Annotated in this window: 21 protein-coding genes and 2 pseudogenes; 15 read left to right on the forward strand and 8 right to left on the reverse strand. The window is 71.2% G+C overall.

The window, feature by feature from the left end; genetic code table 11:
- Positions 1-58: 58 nt before the first annotated feature.
- A pseudogene (locus tag ACTWQC_RS12415) lies at positions 59-1,358 on the reverse strand (DNA glycosylase AlkZ-like family protein).
- On the opposite strand from ACTWQC_RS12415, the gene ACTWQC_RS12420 reads away from it, so the two are divergent.
- Both ACTWQC_RS12420 and ACTWQC_RS12425 read left to right on the forward strand, forming a co-directional pair.
- The gene (locus ACTWQC_RS12420) at positions 1,340-2,179 is read left to right on the forward strand and encodes a nitrilase-related carbon-nitrogen hydrolase (protein ID WP_443315677.1); all 840 of its coding nucleotides are present in this window, start codon (positions 1,340-1,342) and stop codon (positions 2,177-2,179) included. The pseudogene ACTWQC_RS12415 and the gene ACTWQC_RS12420 overlap by 19 nt on opposite strands.
- A 195-nt stretch (positions 2,180-2,374) precedes the next feature.
- Positions 2,375-4,492 carry an FUSC family protein gene (locus tag ACTWQC_RS12425; RefSeq protein WP_443315678.1) on the forward strand — a complete coding sequence of 706 codons (2,118 nt, stop codon included), beginning with the start codon at positions 2,375-2,377 and terminating at the stop codon, positions 4,490-4,492.
- A 160-nt stretch (positions 4,493-4,652) separates the two neighbouring features.
- Here the strand turns inward: ACTWQC_RS12425 and rpsN are convergent, their stop codons facing one another.
- Together rpsN and rpmB are read right to left on the reverse strand one after the other, a co-directional pair.
- Complete coding sequence (gene rpsN, locus ACTWQC_RS12430; protein WP_443315679.1) at positions 4,653-4,958, reverse strand: 30S ribosomal protein S14; 306 nt, start codon at positions 4,956-4,958, stop codon at positions 4,653-4,655.
- Entirely contained in the window at positions 4,958-5,194 is a 237-nt protein-coding gene (gene rpmB / locus ACTWQC_RS12435) for a 50S ribosomal protein L28 (protein WP_443315680.1), read from the reverse strand. The genes rpsN and rpmB overlap by 1 nt, the downstream gene beginning before the upstream one ends.
- Positions 5,195-5,245: 51 nt before the next feature.
- On the opposite strand from rpmB, the gene rpmG reads away from it, so the two are divergent.
- From rpmG to ACTWQC_RS12460, 5 genes are all read left to right on the forward strand, one after another.
- Positions 5,246-5,410 (forward strand): 50S ribosomal protein L33, encoded by a 165-nt coding sequence (rpmG, locus tag ACTWQC_RS12440; RefSeq protein ID WP_443315681.1) that lies wholly within the window; start codon positions 5,246-5,248, stop codon positions 5,408-5,410.
- 17 nt (positions 5,411-5,427) lie between these two features.
- Positions 5,428-5,682 (forward strand): type B 50S ribosomal protein L31, encoded by a 255-nt coding sequence (locus tag ACTWQC_RS12445; RefSeq protein WP_443315682.1) that lies wholly within the window; start codon positions 5,428-5,430, stop codon positions 5,680-5,682.
- Between the two features lie 107 nt (positions 5,683-5,789).
- Complete coding sequence (locus tag ACTWQC_RS12450) at positions 5,790-6,929, forward strand: GTP-binding protein (RefSeq protein ID WP_443315683.1); 1,140 nt, start codon at positions 5,790-5,792, stop codon at positions 6,927-6,929.
- 54 nt (positions 6,930-6,983) lie between these two features.
- Positions 6,984-7,226 carry a 30S ribosomal protein S18 gene (gene rpsR / locus ACTWQC_RS12455; RefSeq protein ID WP_443315684.1) on the forward strand — a complete coding sequence of 81 codons (243 nt, stop codon included), beginning with the start codon at positions 6,984-6,986 and terminating at the stop codon, positions 7,224-7,226.
- A gap of 127 nt (positions 7,227-7,353) precedes the next feature.
- Positions 7,354-7,593 carry a DUF397 domain-containing protein gene (locus ACTWQC_RS12460; protein WP_443315685.1) on the forward strand — a complete coding sequence of 80 codons (240 nt, stop codon included), beginning with the start codon at positions 7,354-7,356 and terminating at the stop codon, positions 7,591-7,593.
- A 75-nt stretch (positions 7,594-7,668) separates the two neighbouring features.
- Here ACTWQC_RS12460 and ACTWQC_RS12465 read toward each other — a convergent pair whose 3' ends face one another.
- Positions 7,669-8,181, reverse strand: a complete 513-nt coding sequence (locus tag ACTWQC_RS12465; RefSeq protein ID WP_443315686.1) for an ATP-binding protein — start codon at positions 8,179-8,181, stop codon at positions 7,669-7,671.
- Positions 8,182-8,467: 286 nt separating this feature from the next.
- Between ACTWQC_RS12465 and ACTWQC_RS12470 the strand changes: the two genes are divergently transcribed.
- The 6 genes from ACTWQC_RS12470 (at position 8,468) to ACTWQC_RS12495 (ending at position 14,482) form a co-directional block, all read left to right on the forward strand.
- Positions 8,468-9,361, forward strand: coding sequence for a helix-turn-helix domain-containing protein (locus ACTWQC_RS12470; protein ID WP_443315687.1), 894 nt, complete (start codon positions 8,468-8,470; stop codon positions 9,359-9,361).
- A 97-nt stretch (positions 9,362-9,458) separates the two neighbouring features.
- The gene (locus tag ACTWQC_RS12475; RefSeq protein WP_443315688.1) at positions 9,459-10,916 is read left to right on the forward strand and encodes an aldehyde dehydrogenase family protein; all 1,458 of its coding nucleotides are present in this window, start codon (positions 9,459-9,461) and stop codon (positions 10,914-10,916) included.
- A gap of 229 nt (positions 10,917-11,145) precedes the next feature.
- On the forward strand, positions 11,146-11,685 hold the full coding sequence (locus ACTWQC_RS12480; protein ID WP_443315689.1) for a DinB family protein: 540 nt from the start codon (positions 11,146-11,148) through the stop codon (positions 11,683-11,685).
- A 97-nt stretch (positions 11,686-11,782) separates the two neighbouring features.
- Positions 11,783-12,475, forward strand: coding sequence for a PadR family transcriptional regulator (locus ACTWQC_RS12485; RefSeq protein ID WP_443315690.1), 693 nt, complete (start codon positions 11,783-11,785; stop codon positions 12,473-12,475).
- Positions 12,476-12,560: 85 nt separating this feature from the next.
- Positions 12,561-13,661 (forward strand): ATP-binding cassette domain-containing protein, encoded by a 1,101-nt coding sequence (locus ACTWQC_RS12490; RefSeq protein ID WP_443315691.1) that lies wholly within the window; start codon positions 12,561-12,563, stop codon positions 13,659-13,661.
- Entirely contained in the window at positions 13,658-14,482 is an 825-nt protein-coding gene (locus ACTWQC_RS12495) for an ABC transporter permease (RefSeq protein WP_443315692.1), read from the forward strand. The genes ACTWQC_RS12490 and ACTWQC_RS12495 overlap by 4 nt, the downstream gene beginning before the upstream one ends.
- Positions 14,483-14,758: 276 nt before the next feature.
- On the opposite strand, the gene ACTWQC_RS12500 is transcribed toward ACTWQC_RS12495, so the two are convergent.
- Positions 14,759-16,189, reverse strand: coding sequence for a glutamate decarboxylase (locus ACTWQC_RS12500; protein ID WP_443315693.1), 1,431 nt, complete (start codon positions 16,187-16,189; stop codon positions 14,759-14,761).
- Positions 16,190-16,271: 82 nt separating this feature from the next.
- A pseudogene (locus ACTWQC_RS12505) lies at positions 16,272-17,512 on the reverse strand (ion channel protein).
- Between the two features lie 163 nt (positions 17,513-17,675).
- Here ACTWQC_RS12505 and ACTWQC_RS12510 point away from each other — a divergent pair.
- Positions 17,676-18,434, forward strand: a complete 759-nt coding sequence (locus ACTWQC_RS12510; RefSeq protein ID WP_443315694.1) for a MerR family transcriptional regulator — start codon at positions 17,676-17,678, stop codon at positions 18,432-18,434.
- A 105-nt stretch (positions 18,435-18,539) separates the two neighbouring features.
- Here the strand turns inward: ACTWQC_RS12510 and ACTWQC_RS12515 are convergent, their stop codons facing one another.
- Positions 18,540-18,908: a YbjQ family protein gene (locus ACTWQC_RS12515; protein WP_443315695.1), complete on the reverse strand. Its 369-nt coding sequence runs from the start codon at positions 18,906-18,908 to the stop codon at positions 18,540-18,542.
- A 198-nt stretch (positions 18,909-19,106) separates the two neighbouring features.
- On the opposite strand from ACTWQC_RS12515, the gene ACTWQC_RS12520 reads away from it, so the two are divergent.
- Positions 19,107-19,811: a DedA family protein gene (locus ACTWQC_RS12520; protein WP_443315696.1), complete on the forward strand. Its 705-nt coding sequence runs from the start codon at positions 19,107-19,109 to the stop codon at positions 19,809-19,811.
- A gap of 99 nt (positions 19,812-19,910) precedes the next feature.
- On the opposite strand, the gene ACTWQC_RS12525 is transcribed toward ACTWQC_RS12520, so the two are convergent.
- Positions 19,911-21,665, reverse strand: coding sequence for a threonine/serine ThrE exporter family protein (locus tag ACTWQC_RS12525; protein WP_443315766.1), 1,755 nt, complete (start codon positions 21,663-21,665; stop codon positions 19,911-19,913).
- Between the last annotated feature and the right edge of the window lie 218 nt (positions 21,666-21,883).

Consider the following 21,883-nt stretch of genomic DNA (forward strand, 5'->3'; position numbering starts at 1 on the left):
CCCCGCTCAAGCCCCTGCTCACACCCTGCCGCTCAAGCCCCCTGGCCAACCCCCCGGCTCACACCGTCCGCACAGACATCCCGCGCCCCCGCCCCGTGCAAGCGGCCAGGTGCGCCAGCTCCGACTCCAGCGCGTCCCTCGGGACCTCCGGGCTCTCCTCGAAGAGCTGGACGTCCACCGTGCCCTCGTCCGTGAGGTCCCACACCCCCGCCACCAGCCCCCGGTGCACCACAACCGGGGCGATCCAGCCCGCCGTGTGGCTGACGGCCTTGCGGCTCCCGGCCGGGATGACGCGCGCGTCGGACGTTCCGGGCCCGAGGACGTACTGATCGAAGGCGGCCAGCAGGCGTACCTCCTTCGACGGCCGGACGCGGGCCACGGCCTCCGCGTCCTCCGCCAGGACGTACGCGGGCTCGCCCTCGCCCTCGACCTCCGCCAGACGGCCGCCGAGCGAGGCGAAGCGGGCCCGGAGGTCGGCCCTTCGCGTCATCCCGCGGATCAGCCAGGCGTCGAACGCCTCGGCAGTCGCCGGGCCGTGGGCCCGCAGGTAGGCGGGGATGGCGACCTGGGCCGCGGCCTCGGGCTCCGGGACGCCCTTCCAGCCGGGCACGTACGAGCGCGGCGAGACGAAGGTCGTACGGCCGCCCTCGCCCGGGCCGTGACACAGGCGACCGGTCCACGCCAGCGGCTTCAGGACCGTCCCCCACCCCGAGGTCAGCTGTCCCGGAGCTCGCCGAAGCCGGGACGCCCGATGAGCGCCTCGGCCAGCTCCGCCCGGCTCAGCGAACGCCCGCCGTCCAGCAGCTCTTCGACGGCGTCGCCGAGCGCCTCCATCTGGGGCGGCGACACCCCGAAGTTGCGCTGCCAGACGGGCTTCTCCCACGTGCGGGCGGCGGCGAGCAGCGACCACGCATCGCCCAGGTCCTGACGACCGTACGGGCCGCCAGGGCCTTGCCCACCGCGCCCGCCTTCGGCCTGCGCTGCCGGGTGGCGACGGCCAGCCCGGCCGACGAGGCGACCTGTGCCTGGATCCCGGCGAGCCGCTCGACGAGCTGCTCGACGGTCGAGGCCGTACGCGGCGCGAGGCTCTGCTGCCGCAGCCGCCACGCCAGCACCTGGTCCTGGGTCACGTTGAGCACGTATCTCCCCGTTCGCCGCCGGTACGCGCGCACGCTCGCGCGTACCGAAGCAGTCTCCCTCCTGGCGGAGAGGCTATGGCAAGGTTGCCGGGGAACATATGAAAAGTCTGGATGATCCGGATCGAGCCGAATCGAGTCGGGCCGAATCGAGCCGAGCCGAGTCGAACGAGAGCCGAGTCGAACGAGGAGTGGAGCGAGCAATGCGGGTGGCGCTGGCACAGACGGACTGCGTGCTGGGCGATGTCGACGCGAATCTCGACGTCGCCCGCGAGCAGATCGAACAGGCCGCCGCCCAGGGCGCCGACCTCGTCGTCTTCCCCGAGCTGAGCCTCAACGGCTACCACCTGGGCGCCCTGAGGCGCGATACGTCCGTCGAGGCGCGCGACCCCCGGCTGCTGGCGCTGAGCGAGCTCGGCGCGGACGTGGTCCTCGGCATCCACGAGTACACCAGCCTGCGTGCGTACAACACGGCCGCCTACTACTCGAACGGCGGGCTGGTGCACGCCCACCGCAAGCTCTTCCTGCCCACCTATCTCGCCTGGGAGGAGCGCAAGCACGTCAGCCCGGGGCAGTCGATGCGCGCGTTCGAGGTGCCGGGCGGGCACGGCCGGGCGGCCATGCTGGTGTGCAACGACGCCTGGCAGCCCGTCGTACCGTGGCTGGCGGTGCAGGACGGGGCGGAGCTCATCGTCGTACCGACCAACAGTGCAGCGAGCCTGGACCCGGAGGCCATGGACACCGGGCTGTACTGGGAGACCCTGATCTCCTACACCGCCAAGATGCTTCAGTGCTGGGTCGTCTTCGTCAACCGGGTCGGGAACGAGAACGGCGCGTCCTTCTGGGGCGGTTCGCGGGTGGTCGACCCGCGCGGCGCGGTCGTCGCCCAGGCCCCGAAGTGGGAGCCGGGCGTCGTCACGGTCGACATCGACCTGCACGAGGCGCGGCGCCAGCGGCGGGCCGTGCCGCTGGTCGCCGAGGCCCGGCTCGGGCTGATCGACCGGGAGGTGCGCCGCCTGATCGACGAGGGCGGCGACCACTGAGGCGCCAACCATTGAGGCGGCGACCACTGAGGCGCCAACCATTGAGGCGGCGACCACTGAGGCGCCAACCATTGAGGCGGCGACCATTGAGGCGCCAACCGCTGAGGCAGCCACTGAGCGCTGCGGCCGCTGAGGGGCGGCGGGCACCGAGAGCGGCGGTCGCCGAGCGCGACGGCGCTGAGGGGTGAGGCCAGTATGTGGCTGCGCGTGCTGAGGGGAACCGTACGTTCCGGGCTGACGGTCGAGCGGGCACGGCTCGAGCCGCTCGTCGCGCTGCGCGGGGCGGCCGGGGTGGCGCTGGTCATCGGCCTCGCCCTGTGGCTGGTCGCGCCCGACTTCGCCGCGTCCTCCGCCTTCGGCGCGTTCGCCGCCGGGGTCGCCACCTTCCAGCGCACCTGGCGCCCGCGCGCATGGCTGGCCCTCGCCGCCGGCGCCGGACTCGCGGTCAGCACCTTCGTCGGCTTTCTCGCCGCCGACGGCCACTGGGGGCTGTTCGTCGTGCTGCTCGCGGTGTGGGCATTCCTCGCAGGACTCGCCTGGGCCATCGGGCCCACCTCGGGGATCGTCGCATCGCTGACGGTCGGCATCATGCTGGTGACCGTCATCATCCCGGCCACCGTGCCGGGCGCGCTCGGGCACGCCGCCGTGATCGCCTTCGGCGCGCTCGTACAGGCCGCGCTGATCGTGCTGTTCCCGGTCCGCAGATGGGGCGCTCAGCGGGACGCGCTCGCCGACGCCTTCGCGGCCGTTGCGGACTACGCGCGGCGGCTGCGGCACGATCCGGAGGCGCTGTTCGACCCGGAGCCGCTGATGACGGCGCGCGCCGCGGCCGCCGTGACGCCGTGGCAGGCGCAGCGGCGCCCGGCCGAACTCCACGGCAGCCGCGCCCTCGCGGAGCGCATCAGGCCCGTGCTCGCTTCGCTCGCCGACCCCGCGGTCGGTGCCGCGGCGGCGGGGCCCGAGCGCGACCGGGCGCGTGAACTGCTCGACGCGGCGGCTTCGGTCCTCGACGCGGCGGCCCGCTCGATCCGGCACGGCGAGCCCGCCCGGGTGCCCGCGGCTGCCGTGGAGGTGTTGCGGGCGAGGGACGCCGCCGGGCTGACGGGCGCGGCGAAGCGTGCGGAGGCGCGGCTCGTCGCGCTGCTGGGCGAGGCGCTGGAGAGCGCGGAGCCCAGCGGCTCCTCGTCGTCCCCCGCCGTCTCGTTCGCCTCCGCCGACCAGCCGGATGCCGCGCCGCTGCTGCGCCCGGCGATGCCTGCCCTCGTGGCGTCCGCGGCCCGCGCCGCGCGGGGCGAACTCCGCCATGACTCCCCGGTCCTGCGCCACGCCGTACGCCTCTCCGCCGTCGCCTCGCTCGGCCAGCTGCTCGGCTCTGCGCTGTCCCTGAGCCATAGCTACTGGGCCCCGATGACCTCGGTCCTGGTGATGCGCCCGGACTTCCACCGGACGTACGCGCGCGTGGTGGCCCGACTCGCGGGAACTCTCGTCGGCGTGGGCGTGGCCACCGGCGTCGTGCAGCTGACCAGCCCCGGCGCCTATCTCTCGGGCGCGCTGGCGGTGACCTTCGTCGCGCTCATGTACCTGCTCATGCGCACCGGATACGTCGTCACGCAGGCGTGCGTGGCGGCGTACGTGGTCTTCCTGCTCGGCATGGGCGGTTCGGACTGGCAGCAGACCGTCCCCGACCGGGTGCTGCTCACCCTGCTCGGCGGCGCGCTCGCGATGATCGCGTACGCCGTCTTCCCGGCCTGGGAGACCCCGCGGCTGCTGGACCGGCTCGCGGACTGGCTGGCCGCGAACGGCCGTTACGCCGCCGCGGTGATGGACGGCTTCGCCGACCCGGCGGACCCGCTACGCGCCCGTGCCGTGCGCGAGGCGCTGCTGGCCGCCCGTACGGCGCGGGCCGCCTGGGAAGAGGCCCTGGCCCGCGCCAAGCGGGAGCCCGTACGCCACCCCGGCCTGACACGTGCGACCGCGGACGCCGCCCATGACGCGGTGGCGGCGCTGGGGCGGGCCGCGATGCTGCTGGAGGCGCATCCTCCGGAGCGGGGCGCCCAACCGGTGCCCGAGGCGGCGCGGTTCGCCGAGGCGCTGCGGGTGGCCACGGAGCAGGGCGCGCGGGAGCTGAGCGAGGGCCGCGCGCCGCGCTGGGACGAGGTGGAGACGGCCTTCGACGCCTGGGAGAAGCGGCCGGGCGGCCAGGACCGGCTCGTACGGCGCGGGGCCGAACTGCTCCTGGAGGCGCTGGAGGATGTGACGGAGACGGCGGGCACCTTCCCGCTGGACCAGGCGAGCGCGGGCCCGGCGGGATGAGCCGGACGCGCGGACGTGCGGACGCGGAATCCGCGGCGCGGCTCCGTGCGCAACTCTTCGCCCACCCACCAAAGGGGGCGGGTGGGCGAAGAGTTGCGCAGGGCCGGAGGTGCGGCGGTGGCGGCGAGGCCCGCCGCACCAGCTCGGCAGGGGCGGCGGGTTACCAGCTCGACTTGCGTACGCCTGGCAGGAATCCGGCGTGTGCCTGCTCGCGCAGCCGGACCCGGGACAGGCCGAACGTACGGAAGTAGCCGCGGGGGCGCCCGTCCACCGAGTCCCGGTTGCGCACCCGCGTCGCGCTGGCGTCGCGCGGCTGGCGGCCGAGCTCCCGCCGGGCGGCGATCCGCTCGTCCTCCGGGGTGCGCGGGTTGCGGATGATCTCCTTCAACTCGGCCCGCCGGGCCGCGTACCGGGCGACGACCGCCCGCCGCCGCTCGTTCTTCGCGATCTTGCTCTTCTTCGCCATCAGACGCGCTCCCCTCGTGCCCGGATACGGGCGACGGCCTTCTCGATGCCGATCGTGTCCACCGTCTTGACGCCCCTTGCGCTCAGCGTGAGCCGGACGTAGCGGCGCTGGCTGGGCAGCCAGTAGCGCTTGGACTGGATGTTGGGGCTGAAGCGCCGCCTGGAGCGGCGGTGCGAGTGGGAGATGTTGTTCCCGAAGCCCGGCTTGGCGCCGGTCAGCTGGCAGTGGGCCGACAAGGCTCAGCACCCCCTAATGAAAATGGAAACCATTTCTGTATAGTAGCGCCCATGGCCCGCAACGAACTACGCCCGATCATCAAGCTCCGGTCCACGGCCGGAACGGGCTACACGTACGTGACCCGTAAGAACCGCCGCAACGACCCCGACCGGCTCCAGCTGCGCAAGTACGACCCGGTCGCCCGCCGCCACGTGACGTTCCGCGAAGAGCGCTGAAGGAGGACCGACAGCCCATGAAGCCCGGAATCCACCCCCCGTACCACCCCGTCGTCTTCCGCGACACCGCGTCCGACTTCGCCATCCTCACCCGCTCGACCGCGACCAGCGACAAGACGATCGAGTGGGAGGACGGCAACACCTACCCGGTGATCGACGTCGAGATCTCCTCGGCGAGCCACCCCTTCTACACCGGCAGGACCCGCGTCCTGGACACCGCGGGGCGCGTCGAGCGCTTCGAGCGCCGCTACGGCAAGCGCGAGGCCCGCTGATGGAGAGCCGAGGTGATCACGGCCGAGACGATCACAGCCGGGGCAGTCACGACAGGGGCAGTCACGATCGGGACCGTCAGGGGCCCGGAGGCCGCGACCGGCTCCCTGTGGCGCTGGTCGCGGGGCTGCACGCCGACGCCCGCAGGGCCGCCGTCGAGGGGCTGCTGCGCACGGTCCCCGGCAGCGTGGCGCTCCACCACGACCTGGCGACGGCGGGCGAGGGAACGGTCCTGCGCACGGTCCGCGACAGCGGCGGCGTATTCGGCACCGGTGAGGCCCCGCTCGTCAACGACTGCGCCTGCTGCGCGCTGCGCGAGGACCTCGTACCCGAGCTGGAGCGGCTCGCGGACGGCGGGCTGTGCCGCCTCGCCGTCGTCGAGCTGTGGGACTCCGTCGAGCCCCAGGCCATGGCGGAGGTGGTGGCCGCGCTCAGCGGCGAGGCGCTGGAGCTGACCGGTGTGATCACCGTCGTCGACCCCTCGCTCCTCGTCCCGTACCTGAGCTGCGGCGACGACCTGGCCGAGGCCGGCCTCGCGGCCGCAGCGAGCGACCGGCGCACCGTCGCCGACACCTGGGCCCGGCAGCTGGAGTACCCGCCGGTGCTCGCCATCGCCCCGCCGGAGGGCGGCGAGGAGCCGGACCCTGCCGACCTCGCGCTGCTGAGCCAGCTCCACCCGACCGCCCGTCAGGTGCCGACCGGCACGGGCGCGCTGGCGGCCGCGGCCCTCGAGGGCTTCGACGTCGAGGCCGCGGCGTCGCGCCGGCATCCCGCCTGCGCGCAGCTGCCCCAGGAGGCCGAGGAGTACGGCGTCACGACGACGGTCTGGCACCGCACCCGGCCGTTCCACCCGGAGCGGCTGTACGCGGCGCTGGAGGACCTGACGTGCGCAGCGGCCCGCAGCCGGGGCCGCTTCTGGCTCGCCGACCGGCCGGACACGCTGCTGTCGTGGGACGCGGCGGGCGGGGCGCTGTGCGTGGAGAACGCCGGGCCCTGGCTGGCCGCGCTGCCGGACGCGGCCTGGGAGATGGTCCCGCCGGTGCGCCGCGCGGCCGCGGCCCTGGACTGGGACCCCGAACACGGCGACCGCGCCCAGCACCTCGTCTTCACCTCGCCGGGCCTGGACCGCAAAGGACTGCTCGAACTCCTCGAATCCTGCCTGCTCACGGACGCCGAATACGAGGCGGGGCGCGAGGCGTGGAAGCAACTGCCGCCCGCCTTCGACTCACTCCTCGACCCCGTTTCCTGAATATCCCGCATACCCCACCCCCGCCCCTCCCAACTCCCCGGAGAAAGGCTCCTCATGGCCCGCCGCAGCGAAGCCCGCAGGAATTCCAGGCCCCGGCCCAACCCATTGGACGCTGCCGGCGTCACTCACATCGACTACAAGGACACCGATCTGCTGAGGAAGTTCATCTCCGACCGGGGCAAGATCCGCAGCAGGCGGGTCACGCGCGTCACGGAGCAGCAGCAGCGCGAGCTGGCCCGTGCCATCAAGAACGCCCGGGAAATGGCGCTCCTGCCGTACTCCTCGAAGGCCAAGTAGCCCGGGGAACAACAGTACGGAGCGATTCCGACACGGCCTGTGCACGTGCATTCGCCCATGCAGCGGCACGTGAACGCGGCTATGATCCCAGGTCAGTTGATGCACACAACTACCTCGGGAGAGTCCTGTGCACCACCCGTACCGGAACGGCATGGCGGCTGCGGATCTCGGGGGTGTCGCATGGCAGAAAAGCCGGCGCAGTAACTCACAAGGTGCTTGCGTGGAGTTGGCCAAGCTGCCGGACGGCGGTGTGGCGGTGCGCAATTCGCGATTCCCCGACGGGCCTGCGCTCATCTACACCACGGCCGAGGTGGAGGCGCTGCTGCTCGCCGTCAAGGACGGGGAGTTCGACCACCTGGTCGACTAGGGCGGGTCACCGACCAGGGCGGGTCAGGGGATCACCGGGGGTTCAGGGGAGAGTACGAGGGGCACGACTGGTGCGTCACAGCGGGAATCTCGTGGGCGGAAGGCGGAAGAGGGCCCAGACGACCTTGCCTCTCAAGGTCCCGGCGAGGGGATGCCACCCCCAACTGTCGCTGACGGCCTCCACCAGGTGGAGCCCGCGGCCGCATTCGGCCGCGAAGTCCGGGTCCCCGGGAGAGGTGTCCCGGGCGACCGGACACTCGTCGCTGGGGTCCCGCACGGCGCAGACCAGGCGCGAGGTCCAGTGCATCAGATGAAGGCGGACCGGGGGGTCCGGTGCGCCGCTGGAGCCCCGGGGGAGCGCGTGGCGGAGTGCATTGGTGACCAGTTCGGAAACGACCAGTGCCACATCGTCGAACTGTTCGTTCAGCTCCCACCGTTGAAGCGCGGACTTGGTGAACTCGCGCGCTCCTTTGACCGATTCGTAGCGAGCGGCGAGCGAGCAGGAGACGGAACTCGACACGCTCGTGGGGTCAACGGGAGGGAGGCCCTGCCTTAACGGCTCGAGCATGGTCGATCCTTCGGTCCCCATGCGTGGCACTCCTGGCCCTATAGGAATCGGTCAAGGCGGCGTGCTGTGCTCGTGGACCATGGTTCCCAATGCGTACGGCAGATGCAAGGGCAGATGCACGTGCACGCGCCGGACTTGGGTATACGCGTGTGGTTTCGGCCCCAATTCTTCCTGCGGCCGGTTTCGTAGCCTCACCCGACTACTTCAGGTCTGTGTAACCGCCCGGGCACGCAACGGAGCCCAGAGGTGGCACACTCGGCACGTCGACGGTCGCAGTGCATCACCAACGGAGACAGGCAGTCGGTCAATGAGCACAGTGCAGCCGGGAAACGGTATGGACGGGGCGGGTGGGTCGAGCGGCTCGATGGTGCGTCGCATCCTGCTCGGCTCCCAGCTCAGGCGCCTCCGTGAGGCCCGCGGTGTTACGCGTGAGGCCGCGGGCTACTCGATCCGCGCCTCCGAATCGAAGATCAGCCGTATGGAGCTGGGCCGGGTGAGCTTCAAGGCGCGGGACGTCGAGGACCTGTTGACGCTCTACGGCGTCACCGACGAGGCCGAGCGGGACGCGCTGCTCAGCCTGGTCCGGGAGGCCAACGTCGCCGGGTGGTGGCACAGCTACGGCGATGTGCTGCCCGGCTGGTTCCAGACATATGTGGGGCTGGAGGGCGCGGCCTCGCTCATCCGCAGCTACGAGGTGCAGTTCGTGCACGGGCTGCTGCAGACCGAGGACTACGTCCACGCCGTCGTGGTCCGCGGCCAGCCCGACGCCTCCGCGAGCGAGGTCGAGCGGCGCGTCGCGCTGCGTCTGGAGCGCCAGAAGCTGCTGGTCGCCGAGCGCGCGCCCGATTTCCACGTGGTGCTCGACGAGGCCGCGCTGCACCGCCCGTACGGTGACGGAACGGTTATGCGCGGGCAGCTCCGCCACCTCATCGAGATCTCGGAACGGCCCAATGTGACCCTGCAGATCATGCCGTTCCGCTTCGGGGGCCACGCGGGCGAGAGCGGCGCCTTCACGCTGCTCCGCTTCCCCGAGTCCGACCTCCCCGACGTCGTCTACCTGGAGCAGCTCAGCAGCGCGCTCTACCTCGACAAGCGCGAGGACGTCAGCCAGTACGAGCAGGCGATGCACCGGCTGCACGAGGACAGCCTGAGCCCGAAGGAGAGCCGCGGCCTCCTGGCCAAGATCCTCCAATGCGCCTGACGCATCAGTACGATGACGTGCCATCAGGAGTACGCACTGTCGGCACACGCGTCCGCGGGCGCCCGCACGGACGCCCCGGCCTCCAGATAGGGATGGCATGTCCTACTTCACAGACCTGGCCCATCAGTACATCGACGGCGAGTGGCGGGCCGGCAGCGGCTCCTGGGACATCATCGACTTCAACCCCTACGACGGCGAGAAGCTGGCCTCGGTCACCGTCGCCACGGTCGGCGAGGTGGACCAGGCGTACCGGGCCGCGGAACGCGCGCAGCGCGCCTGGGCCGACACCAACCCGTACACGCGCCGCCTCGTCTTCGAGCGGGCCCTGCGGATCATCGAGGACCGCGATCAGGAGCTCACCGAGGCGATCATCGCCGAGCTGGGCGGCACCCGGCTGAAGGCGGCCTTCGAGCTGCACCTCGCCAAGGAGTTCCTGCGCGAGGCGATGCAGCTGGCGCTGCGGCCCGAAGGCCGGATCCTCCCCTCACCGGTCGACGGCAAGGAGAACCGCCTCTACCGCGTGCCGGTCGGTGTCGTCGGGGTCATCAGCCCCTTCAACTTCCCCTTCCTGCTGTCCATCAAGTCGATCGCCCCGGCGCTGGCGCTCGGCAACGCGGTGGTCCTCAAGCCGCACCAGAACACGCCGATCTGCGGCGGGACTCTGGTGGCCAAGGTCTTCGAGGACGCGGGCCTGCCCGCAGGCCTGCTCAATGTCGTGATCACCGACATCGCGGAGATCGGCGACGCGCTGCTCGAGCACCCGGTGCCGAAGGTCATCTCCTTTACGGGCTCCGACAAGGTGGGGCGGCACGTCGCCACCGTCTGCGCGGCCAACTTCAAGCGCGTCGTCCTCGAGCTGGGCGGCAACAGCGCGCTCATCGTGCTCGACGACGCCGACGTCGACTACGCGGTGGACGCGGCGGTCTTCAGCCGGTTCGTGCACCAGGGGCAGGTCTGTATGGCGGCGAACCGGGTGCTCGTGGACCGCACGGTCGAGAAGGAGTTCACCGAGAAGTTCGTCGCCAAGGTGAAGGCCCTGAAGGTCGGCGACCCGGCGGACCCGCAGACCCACATCGGTCCGCTCATCAACTCCTCGCAGGCCGAGGCGGTTTCGGCGCTCGTCGAGACGACGGTCGAGGCGGGCGCGACGGCCCTGGTGCGGGGCGGCACCGAGGGGAACCTGGTCGCCCCCACCGTGCTCACGGGGCTTCCGGCCGACTCGCCCGTCCTGTCGCAGGAGATCTTCGGGCCGGTGGCGCTCGTGGTGCCCTTCGACGGGGAGGAGGAGGCGATACGGATCGCCAACGACACCCCGTACGGCCTGAGCGGCGCGGTGCACACGGGCGACATCGAGCGGGGCGTCCGGATCGCCCAGCGGATCCACACCGGCATGATCCACATCAACGACAGTACGGTCCACGACGAGCCGATCGTGCCCTTCGGGGGCGAGAAGCACTCCGGGATCGGGCGGCTGAACGGCGATTCCATGGTGGAGGCGTTCACCACCCAGAAGTGGATCTCCATCCAGCACGGGCGCAGCGGCTTCCCCTTCTGAGGCCGGCCTGGCGAGGCTTCCGAGGCGACGAATTCGTAGCGCAGTTCCTCGTAGCGGTTCTTTCGTCGCGCGGGTGCTCGGCGTACGGAATTTTCGCGCGCGGATTCTTTCCGGCGGGGCCCTTGCGGACAGAACCTGACCGCAAGGGCCCATAGCGTCGCGGGTGTCGAGAAGGACGGACGACACCAACGCGAAGCAGCGCGAGGCTGCGTGACGAAAGGCGGACCCCATGCCCACGCACGTACTCCCCGAGGCCCACGGCGACGAGCGCGGCGCCCTCCTCGCCTTCCTCGAGGCCCAGCGCGGCGGCGTCCGCCGCACGCTCCTCGGCCTCACGGACGAGCAGGCGGCGCAGAAGCCGAGCGCCAGCGAACTCTCCCTGTCCGGGCTCCTCAAGCACGTCGCCGAGACCGAACTCGGCTGGCTCCGCCGCGCCCAGCAGCGGCCCAGCGAGGTCGCGCGGACCGAGGAGACCTGGGCCGACAGCTTCCGCCTCGTCGAGGACGAGAGCGTCGCGGGCATGCTCGCCTTCTGGGACAAGACGGCGCGGGAGACCGAGGAGTGGATCCGCTCGGTGCCCAGCCTCGACGACACCTTCCCGCTGCCAGAGGCGCCCTGGTTCCCGCCGGCTTCCCGGGTCTCGATGCGCTGGCTGGTGCTGCACCTCATCGAGGAGACCGCGCGGCACGCGGGCCACGCCGACATCATCCGCGAGTCGCTGGACGGCAAGGCCGCTTTCGAGCTGGTCGGCGAGGCTAGTCAAGGTTGAATAGCGTGCTGTCCGGACTACTGTGGCGCCATAGGCATAGGCATAGGCAACACGCGGGGCCATCAGGGCCGACAGGCGAGACGGAGAGATACGGGCGATGTCAGCGATCCGGCTGCTGGTGCTGGGGGCGGTCCGCCAGCACGGGCGTGCGCACGGCTATCAGGTGCGCAATGACCTGGAGTACTGGGGCGCCCACGAGTGGTCCAACGCCAAGCCCGGATCGATTTATCACGCCCTCAAGCAGATGGCCAAGCAGGGGCTGCTGCTCGCCCACGAGACCGCGCCGAGCACAGCGGGCGGCCCTCCTCGTACGGAGTACGAGGTTACGGACGCGGGCCGGGAGGAGTACTTCAAGCTGTTGCGCGAGGCGGTGTCCCGGCACGACCAGAAGATCGACATGCTGTCGGCCGGGATCGGCTTCATCGTCGACCTTCCGCGTGAGGAGGCGGTGGCGCTCCTCAAGGAGCGGGTGCAGGGCCTGGAGCAGTGGCGTTCGTCGGTGACCGAGTACTACACGCCCGAGGAAGGGCCCGAATCGATCGGCCACATCGGCGAGATCATGAACATGTGGGTTCACTCGGCCGACAGCGGCGCCGAGTGGACCCGCGGCCTGATCGAGCGGATCGAGGCCGGGGCGTACGCCTTCGCGGGGGAGGGGGAGCCGTTCGTGGGCGTCCTGCCGGAGGGGGTCGAGAACCCGTACGCGACGGGGGCGGGGGCGGGAGTTCCGGGGGCCGGTCGGGCCGGTGGAGCCGGCGGGCGTGCCGTGGCTGAGCGCGACCGCGATTAATCAAGTTTGACTAACGGTCCAGTGGGCAGTAACTTCCAGGCTTGTAGTCAAGTTTGACTACCGCAGGAATCTGGAGGCGAGCGCTTTGACTGACTTCGATCTGCCGATCGTCGTCGAAGGACTACGGAAGACGTACGGGAGCAAGCAGGCCCTCGACGGCCTGGATCTGACCGTCCCCGCCGGCACCGTCCACGGGGTGCTCGGCCCGAACGGCGCCGGCAAGACCACGGCTGTCCGCATCCTCTCCACCCTGCTGCGGCACGACGGCGGCCGCGCCGAGGTGGCCGGTTTCGACGTGCTGCGCCGGCCCGACGAGGTCCGCTCCCGGATCGGGCTGCTCGGTCAACACGCCGCAGTCGACGAGGAGTTGAGCGGTCGGCAGAACCTGGAGATGTTCGGGCGGCTCTACCACCTGGGCGCGCGCCGGGCGGGCACGCGCGCGGACGAGCTGCTGGGGCGGTTCGGTCTCGACGACGCCGGCCGGAAGGCCGTGAAGCAGTACAGCGGTGGCATGCGGCGGCGGCTCGACCTCGCCGCCGCCCTCATCACCGCCCCGCAGATCCTCTTTCTGGACGAGCCGACGACCGGGCTCGACCCGCGTGGCCGCACCGAGGTGTGGAACGCGGTCCGCTCGCTGGTCGGCAGCGGTACGACCGTGCTGCTCACGACCCAGTACCTGGAGGAGGCGGACCAGCTCGCGGACCGTATCTCGGTGATCGACCGGGGGCGGGCCATCGCCGAGGGCACGCCGGACGAGCTCAAGTCCAAGATCGGCGGAGACCGCATCGACGTCGTTCTGCACGACGTGGGTCAACTGGCGCGCGCCGCCGCGCTGATCGGCTCGGCGGCGGGCGGCTCAGTGGCGCGCGGCTCGGCGGTGGGTGGCTCGGCGGCGCGGGCCGGGGCCGTCGAGACGGATGTGGACGGCCGCCGGGTCAGCGCCCCGGTGACCGACCGGATGACCGCACTGACCGAGACCGTACGTGCCTTGGGCACGGCAGGGATCGAGGCGGAGGACATCGCCCTGCGGCGGCCCACGCTCGATGAGGTGTTCCTGCACCTCACCGGCGGCCGCAGCGGCCCCGAGGGCAGTGGCGCGAGTGACGCCCCAGACGCACATGCCGCACATGACGGCCGTGGCGCCCCTGACGCCGGTGACCGTGACGACCAGGAGGCTGTCGTATGACCACCACAACCACTCCCGCGGCCATGGGCGGCTCCACGCTGGGCTGGGCTCTCGCGGACTCCTGGACCATGACCCGGCGCGAACTCGCCCACTGGGCGCGGGAGCCCGTCCAGGTCGTCGTCGGCCTCGTCTTCCCGGTGATGATGCTGCTGATGTTCGCGTACTTCATCGGCGGCGGGATGACCGTCGCGGGCGGCGGCGACTACAAGGAGTTCCTCGTCCCGGGCATGCTCGCCCTCACCATGGCCTTCGGGCTCGAAGCAACGATGATCGCGATCACGCAGGACCTGAACAAGGGGGTCGTGGACCGGTTCCGCTCGATGCCGATGACACCGTCGGCGGTGCTGGTGGGCCGCAGCGTCGCCGACATGCTCCAGTCCGCGGTCAGCCTGCTGATCATGGTCGGGGTGGGGCTCGCGATGGGCTGGCGCTGGCACGGCGGCCTCGGTGAGGCGCTCGCCGCCATGGGGCTGCTGCTTCTGCTGCGGTTCACGATGCTGTGGATCGGCATCTTCCTCGGTCTGGTCGCGGGCAGGCCCGAACTCGTCCAGGCCGTCCAGATCCTCGTCTGGCCGGTCGGGTTCCTGTCCAACACCTTCTCGTCACCGGAGGCGATGCCGGGCTGGCTGGGGGCGATCGCGGAGTGGAACCCGATGTCGGCGACGGCAGCGGCGGTCCGTGAGCTGTTCGCCAACCCGGGCTGGGGCGGCGACTCGTGGATCGCGCAGCACTCCCTGCAGATGGCCGTGGTCTGGCCGCTGGTTCTGCTCGCGGTCTTCTTCCCGCTGGCGGTGGGGCGCTTCCGACGGCTCAGCAGGTGAGGCCGGCCGGGATGGGAACCTCGCGGCGGGCTGCGGTGTACAGAAAGTGACGGCGCCCGTCGGGGGCGTCCGCACTGAGGGGGCATCGTGGCCGGTCGGTTCGATCCGTATGAGCTTGTTGAATCAGCGCGTGTCCGGCGGATTTTGGGCGCCTGCGGGGGGCTGTGGCTCCGTCCCGGACTCCCGTCACCAGGGGCGCTGTGTCCGACGGCGGCTGCGCCGCGGGCCCTGGTGACGGCGAGGGGTGGGGTGGAGGAAGGGCCCGCCGGACATGCCTCAGTGGTGGAAGGCGCTCGCCTCGGACTCGGGACGGTTCAGCGGCGCGGACTGGCTTCGAAGTTCGGGCAGCAGCGTCCGGAGGTCTTCGACGAACAACTCGGCGAGGTCAGCCGTGAAGCCGTTGCGGCAGACCACCCGGAGGGCGCACAGGTCCTCGCGGTTGGGCGGGAAGGAGTATGCGGGCACGAGCCAGCCGTGCTCGCGCAGCCGCCGGGAGACGTCGAAGACGTCGTAGTTGGCGATCTCCGGCGCTGTGGTGAAGGCGAAGACCGGGAGCTCGTCGCCGTAGGTCAGCATGCGGAATTCGCCCAGGGCTTCGATCCGTTCGGCCAGCGAGCGGGCCACGTTCCGGGCCGTCTGCTGGACGGCCCGGAAGCCGTCCCGGCCCAGCCGCAGAAAGGTGTAGTACTGGGCGGCGACCTGCGCGCCCGGACGGGAGAAGTTGAGCGCGAAGGTGGGCATGTCGCCGCCCAGGTAGTTGACCCGGAAGACGAGCTCCTCCGGCAGGGCGGCGACATCGCGCCACAGGGCCCAGCCCACGCCCGGGTACACCAGGCCGTACTTGTGACCGGAGGTGTTGATGGAGGCGACGCGCGGCAGCCGGAAGTCCCAGACCAGGTCCTCGTCGAGGAAGGGGGCGATCATCGCGCCGGACGCGCCGTCCACGTGGACCGGGATGTCGAGGCCGGTGCGCTCCTGAAGCGCGTCCAGGGCTTTGCACACTTCGGCCACCGGCTCGTAGGACCCGTCAAAGGTCGAGCCGAGTACGGCCACGACTCCGATGGTGTTCTCGTCGCAGAGGTCGGCCGCGGCCTGCGGATCGAGGTGGAACCGGTCGCCCTCCATGGGGACTTGGCGGGCCTCGACCTCCCAGAAGTTGCAGAACTTGTCCCAGCAGACCTGGACGTTCGTTCCCATGACGAGGTTCGGCCGCGCGCTCCCGGGATAGCGGCCGCCCTCGTCCCGCGTCGCGGCGCGCTTGGCCCAGCGGCGCTTGAGAGCCATCCCGGCGAGCATGCACGCCTCGCTGGACCCGGTGGTGGAACAGCCCACGGCGGTGGTCGGGTCGGGGGCGTTCCAGAGATCGGCGAGCATGGCCACGCAGCGCCGCTCGAGCTCGGCGGTGCGCGGATACTCGTCCTTGTCGATCATGTTCTTGTCCCGGCAGACGGCCATGAGCCGACCGGCCTGCGGCTCCATCCACGTGGTCACGAAGGTGGCGAGGTTCAGCCGGGAGTTGCCGTCGAGCATGAGCTCGTCGTGGACGAGCTGGAAGGCGGCGTCGGGGGTCATCGGGCCGTCCGGCAGCCGGTGGCGGGGCGGCTCCGAGGCCATGCCGCCGACCGGATCGGCGGGGCCGAAGAAGGGGTTGACCGACAACCCGGCTCGTTCGGCCCCCGCGGGCCCCGGTCCCTTGTGCAGCGACATCGTGCTGGCGCCTCCTCTCGCCGTGACGATACGGGCATATCGCCCGCCCGGCCCGTCCGGTTGCTGCGCATGGCGTCGAGCGTCACCGCACCGACGTGCCGTCCTCGCGCAGCTGCATCAGCGGACGCCCGGTCACCAGCAGCCAGGCGGGGAGTGCGGCCAGGCACAGCAGCGGCAGGATGGTGATCTGGGGTGTCAGGACAGCCGCGGTGAACAGGCTCAGCCAGCCGTGCCGGGTGACCGCCATGAGGACGCCGAGCACCCCGCACACCACGGCGACGGTGGTGTGCGCCTCGGGCACGACCGCGTGGGCGAACAGCCCCAGTGCGACGCCGACGAAGACCGAGGGGAAGATCCGGCCACCCCGGAAGCCGCAGGTGGCGGCGACCACCACCGCGGCGAGCTTGACCCCGGTCATCAGCGCGAGCCTGCCGGCCGACCAGTCGCCCGGATCCTCCGTCAGCTCCAGCATCTGATCGAGACCTTTGAAGAGGGTGAGATGTCCACCGAGCGCACCGAGCAGCCCCAGCACCACACCCCCGGCCGTGATCATCGCCACCGGGTGCCGCAGCACCCTGAAGGCCCGGTGGGCGTAAGGGAACGCGTACACCGCCGCCATGCCGACCACCGCTCCGGCCGCGGAGATCACCATGGCGGCCAGGATGTCCCCGTGCCTCGGGCCGGAATAGTCGGGCAGGTTGACGGTGAACGACGGCTCGGCGATCAGGACCGTCGTGATCGAGCCCGCCCCGGCGGCTACCAGCGGCGCGAACAGCTGGTCCCACAGCGACGCCAGGCGCGGTGTCTGCACCGTGCCGCCGGCGAGTGTCTCGGTGAGCACGAGCGCGGCCGCGACCGGCGTCCCGAAAAGCGCCCCGATCGTGCCCGCGGCCGCGAGGGACACCCACAGCTCGGCCGGGCTGCCGGGCGCCACCCGCCGCCCGAACCAGTACGCGAGCGCGACATTGGCCGCGGTGATGGGGTTCTCGGGACCGAGGCTCACGCCGCCCGCGAGGGCCAGCGCGCTGGCGGCCAGCACGCTCGGCACGACGGAGGCGGGCATGGGGGGCTCCACCAGCCCGGTGGTGGCCGGATCCGGGCCTGCCGCCCCGGGACCTTCCAGGCCACGAGTCCCACGGCGAGACCGGTGGCCGTGAGGACGGCGAGCATCCAGCCGGCCGACCAGCGGCCGATGCCCAGGGTGCCGGGCAGCGTGGTCCACAGGACGTGCTCCAGCTGCCCGGCCAGCTTCTCCACCCCGATGAGCAGCAAGCTTGCCGCGACCCCGATCAGGAGAGCGGGAACGGTCAGCCGGAGCAGCAGCCTCGGACCGCCGACGCTGGAGGGCTGGGGGGAGGCTTCCGTGACCACCGCCACACCATAGACGTACCAATAGGACGAAACTGCAGAGAAACTCGGGGGGTTGCACCTCACGTGGCGTGAGGCCCCAGGCTGAGGAGCGCACGCAGAAAGGAGTGCGGAGACGATGAGCTACTCCGTGGGACAGGTCGCCGGTTTCGCCGGTGTCACCGTGCGCACCCTGCACCACTACGACGAGATCGGGCTGCTCTCCCCGAGCGCCCGCAGCCACGCGGGTCATCGGCGGTACGACGACGCCGACCTCGACCGGCTGCAGCAGATCCTGTTCTACCGGGAGCTCGGCTTTCCGCTCGAAGAGGTCGCGGCCCTGCTCGACGACCCGGACGCGGATCCGCAGGAGCACCTGCGGAGGCAGTACGACGTACTCACCGTCCGGATCGAGAAGCTTCAGAAGATGGCCGCCGCCGTCCAACACGCCATGGAGGCACGGAAGATGGGCATCAACCTCACGCCCGAGGAGAAGTTCGAGGTCTTCGGCGAGTACGACCCGGACCAGTACGCGGAGGAGTCGCTGCAGCGCTGGGGAGACACCGAGCCTTACCGGGAGTCGGTGCGCAGGGCGTCTTCTTACACCAAGGAGGACTGGCTGCGCATCAAGGCCGAAGGCGCGCAGAACACCAGCGCCTTCACCGCCCTGATGGACGCCGGTGCCGCGCCGGACTCCGGGGAGGCGATGGACCTGGCCGAGGAGCACCGGCAGCAGATCAGCCGGAACTTCTACGAGTGCACGTACGAGATACACACCGGGCTCGCCGAGATGTACATGTCGGACAAGCGCTTCTCTGCCACGTTCGAGCAGATCAAGCCGGGGCTCGCCGGCTACCTGCGGGACGCGATCCTCGCCAACGCCGCCCGCCACGCCTGACGGCGCGTGGGGCCATGCCCCCGCTGGGCCCGCTGGGTCCGGTCCGAGGCCGGGGCTCCGTGTCCGTCCGCAGGATGCGGGGCCCCGGTGGATCGGCGGCACCCGTCAGGATTGCGGGGCCAGCACCACGGCCGTGCCGTACGCGCACACCTCGGTGCCCACGTCCGCGGCCTCCGTCACATCGAAGCGCATCATCAGTACGGCGTTCCCGCCGCGCGCCCTGGCCTGCTCCACCAGCCGGTCCATGGCCTGGTTGCGGGTCTCGACCAGCGTCTTGGTCAGCCCCCTCAGCTCGCCGCCGACCATCGACTTCAGACCCGCGCCGATCTGGCTGCCGAGGTGGCGCGAGCGCACCGTCAGGCCGAAGACCTCTCCGATGACCTGCTGGACGTGGTAGCCCGGCACGTCGTTCGTCGTCACCACCAGAACGTCGGCCCCGGTCCCCTGTCCGCCGCCGTACTCGTCGATGCCCATCACATCCACCTCCTTCCGAAAGCGTCGCGTGGTGGCGGTGTGGGCGCACCTCGGGCGCCCGGTCCGGCCTCCGGAACCGGGGAACGCGCGTTCGCGTTGATAGCTTTGGGCGGTACACCCAGCGCCACACCCCCCAGCCCCGAACCTGTGCCCGGGCCCCGCTTGTGCCTGCGCCCTCGACCCAGGAGCCTGTCAACCGTGACCACCCTCGCGCTCGGCCCAAGCTGGCTGGACCCGGACTACCTGATCAACACCTTCGGGCTCATCGGCATCCTCGCGATCGTCTTCGCCGAGTCCGGCCTGCTCATCGGCTTCTTCCTGCCGGGCGACTCGCTGCTGTTCACCACCGGTCTGCTGGTGGTCACGGACAAGCTGGACACCCCGCTCTGGCTGATCTGCACGCTGATCGCATTCGCGGCGATCGCCGGGGACCAGGCGGGCTATCTCTTCGGCCGCAAGGTCGGGCCCGCGCTCTTCAAGCGCCCGGACTCCAGGCTCTTCAAGCAGGAGAACGTCGAGAAGGCTCACGAGTTCTTCGAGAAGTACGGCCCGAAGTCCCTGGTCCTGGCCCGCTTCGTGCCCGTCGTGCGGACCTTCACGCCGATCATCGCGGGCGTGAGCCGGATGAACTACCGGTCCTTCATCACGTTCAACGTCATCGGCGGCGTGCTGTGGGGCGTAGGGGTCACGCTGCTCGGAGCGGCGCTCGGCCGGGTCGACTTCGTCCACAAGAACATCGAGGGGATCCTCGTCGGGATCGTGCTGCTTTCGGTGCTGCCGATTGCGATCGAATACCTCCGCGCCCGCGGCAAGTCGAAGAAGGCCGCCGCGGCGACCCCCGCCGAGCCGGGCGACACCCCATCCCCGTCACCGGCCCAGCGCGGCCGCCACGCCAAGAGGTAATTCCGCCGGGGGACAGCCGTGCCGAGCCGGCACCCCGGGCGGCCTCCCGCAGGCGTAATCCCAGGCACACCCCCGCCCGTAGGCCTTGAGCCAGCGAGCTCAGAAGCCGCGGGTGCGCTTGGAGGCTCGGCGGGCCATGGCCTCGGCCGCGCCCGGGGCCTGGATGAAGAGCCGGGCGATCTCACCGCCCAGGTTCACACCGATCGCGATGGCGAGCGCCAGCGCGGCCGCCTTCGTCAGCGACGACATGCCCGCGTTCATGTTGCCCTGGGCCAGCCCCAGCAGTCCGAAGTACGTCGCGCTACCGGGCAGCAGCGGCCCGATCGCCGCCGTGACGTACGGCAGCGCGGACGCGTACCGGTAGCGCGACAGCAGCTGGCCGAAAAGGCCGACCAGACCCGCCGCCACCGCCGTCGAGGCCACCGGGTTCATCCCGACCGGGTCGAAGTGCAGGGCTCCGAAGATGACCCATGCGACCCCGCCGTTGAGCGTTGCCATCAGCACGGTGTGACGTTCCTGCTGGAGCAGGACCGCGAAGGCCAGCGTCAGCAGCATCGCCGCGAGGATCTGCGTCACCGGCCGCTGGGCGACGCCGCCCAGCGCCTCCTCCGGCCGCAGCGTCGCGCCCAGCCGCACACCCCCGTACAGCACGATCAGCACGCCGCAGACGATGCCGACGATCAGATAGCAGACCTCCAGCAGGCGCGCGGACGCGGTGATGTAGTAGCCCGTCAGCCCGTCCTGGACGGCCGCGACCAGCGCCCGCCCCGGAATCAGGGCGAACAGCCCACCGGTGATCACCGCGGAGGCCTGCACATCCGCATGGGCCAGGCTCACCGCGATCCCCACCGCGGCGGGCGGCATCGCCGCCACCACGAAGTGGTAGAACTCCGGCAGCCCGCGCCTGGACGCCATCCACGCCAGCCGGTCGCCGAGCATCGCGCCGATCGCCGCCGCGAAGAACACCAGCCAGGTGCCCCCCACCAGGGTGCTCGCCGCGCCTGCCAGCGCACCGCTGGCCACCGTGAGCGTCCACTTCGAGTACGGGTGCCGGTTGCGCCGGATCTCCACCAGCCGCCGGTAGGCCTCCTCCAGCGTGACCTCGACGTCTTCCGAGCAGATGTCGTCGACCAGGCGGAAGACCGCGGACAGCCGGTTGTAGTCCGTACCCCGCCGCCGTACGGTCCGGCTGGCCGTCAGCGGGTCGTCGACGAGCGACGGCTGGTACGACACCGACAGCAGGGTGAAGGTGACGGTCGGCTCGACGCGGTCCAGACCGTACGCGTGGGCGACGCCGAACATCGCCGCCTCGACGTCCTCCGCGCCCTCACCGCCCGCCAGCAGCAGCTCGCCAATGCGGAGGGTCAGGTCCAGGACGCGCGGCGCCGCGGGGCCGGTCTCGTCCTCCTGTCGCTGCACTCGCTCCGGCACGGGCCGCTCGGCGATCGGCATGCGCAGCATCGTGCGCATCCGGTCCTGCCACGGCGTTTCCTTGGTCAGCCGGACCATGGGGATGCCACTCGGCGGCGTGAAGGCCACGAAGCCGGAATGCTGCCCGGCCTGCGTCTGTGTCTGCGCCTGTGACTGCGGCTGCGCGATCTGCCCGCTGGGCGGGGCGAAGGCCGAACCCTCCGGCTCCGGCGGGGGCTCCGGCGCGAGCCCGCTCGGCACGGCGAACTCCGAAGTGGGCTGATCGTCCTCCGGCACGGGCGGCAGGGGCACGCCGGACGGAGGAGTGAAGGCGCTGTGCGCCTCGTCCGACTGCGGCTTGCGGTCCTCGGACTGCTCGGCCTCCGGACCGGCGCTGTTCCTCCCCCAGCCGCCGTTGTGCGGGGACCCTCCGGGCGAAGCCAGGGGGCGTGGCCCCTTCGGGTTCGCGACCACGTCGTTTCGTTCCTCCTCTCTCACGCCTTCGGGTGTTTGTGCCACGGGCGTTGAGCCTGTGCTGTTCGGGTGCTTTTGGGCGGCATTTCCGGGACGTCACCGGACACCATGCCGCACGGTCGCCCCGGTCGCCCCCCACAGGGGCGCGGGGGGACCGCGCAACGGGCGGGCGACGCAAACCCTTCCTA

The organism is Streptomyces sp. 8N616, from assembly GCF_052246385.1.
GTDB lineage: Bacteria > Actinomycetota > Actinomycetes > Streptomycetales > Streptomycetaceae > Streptomyces.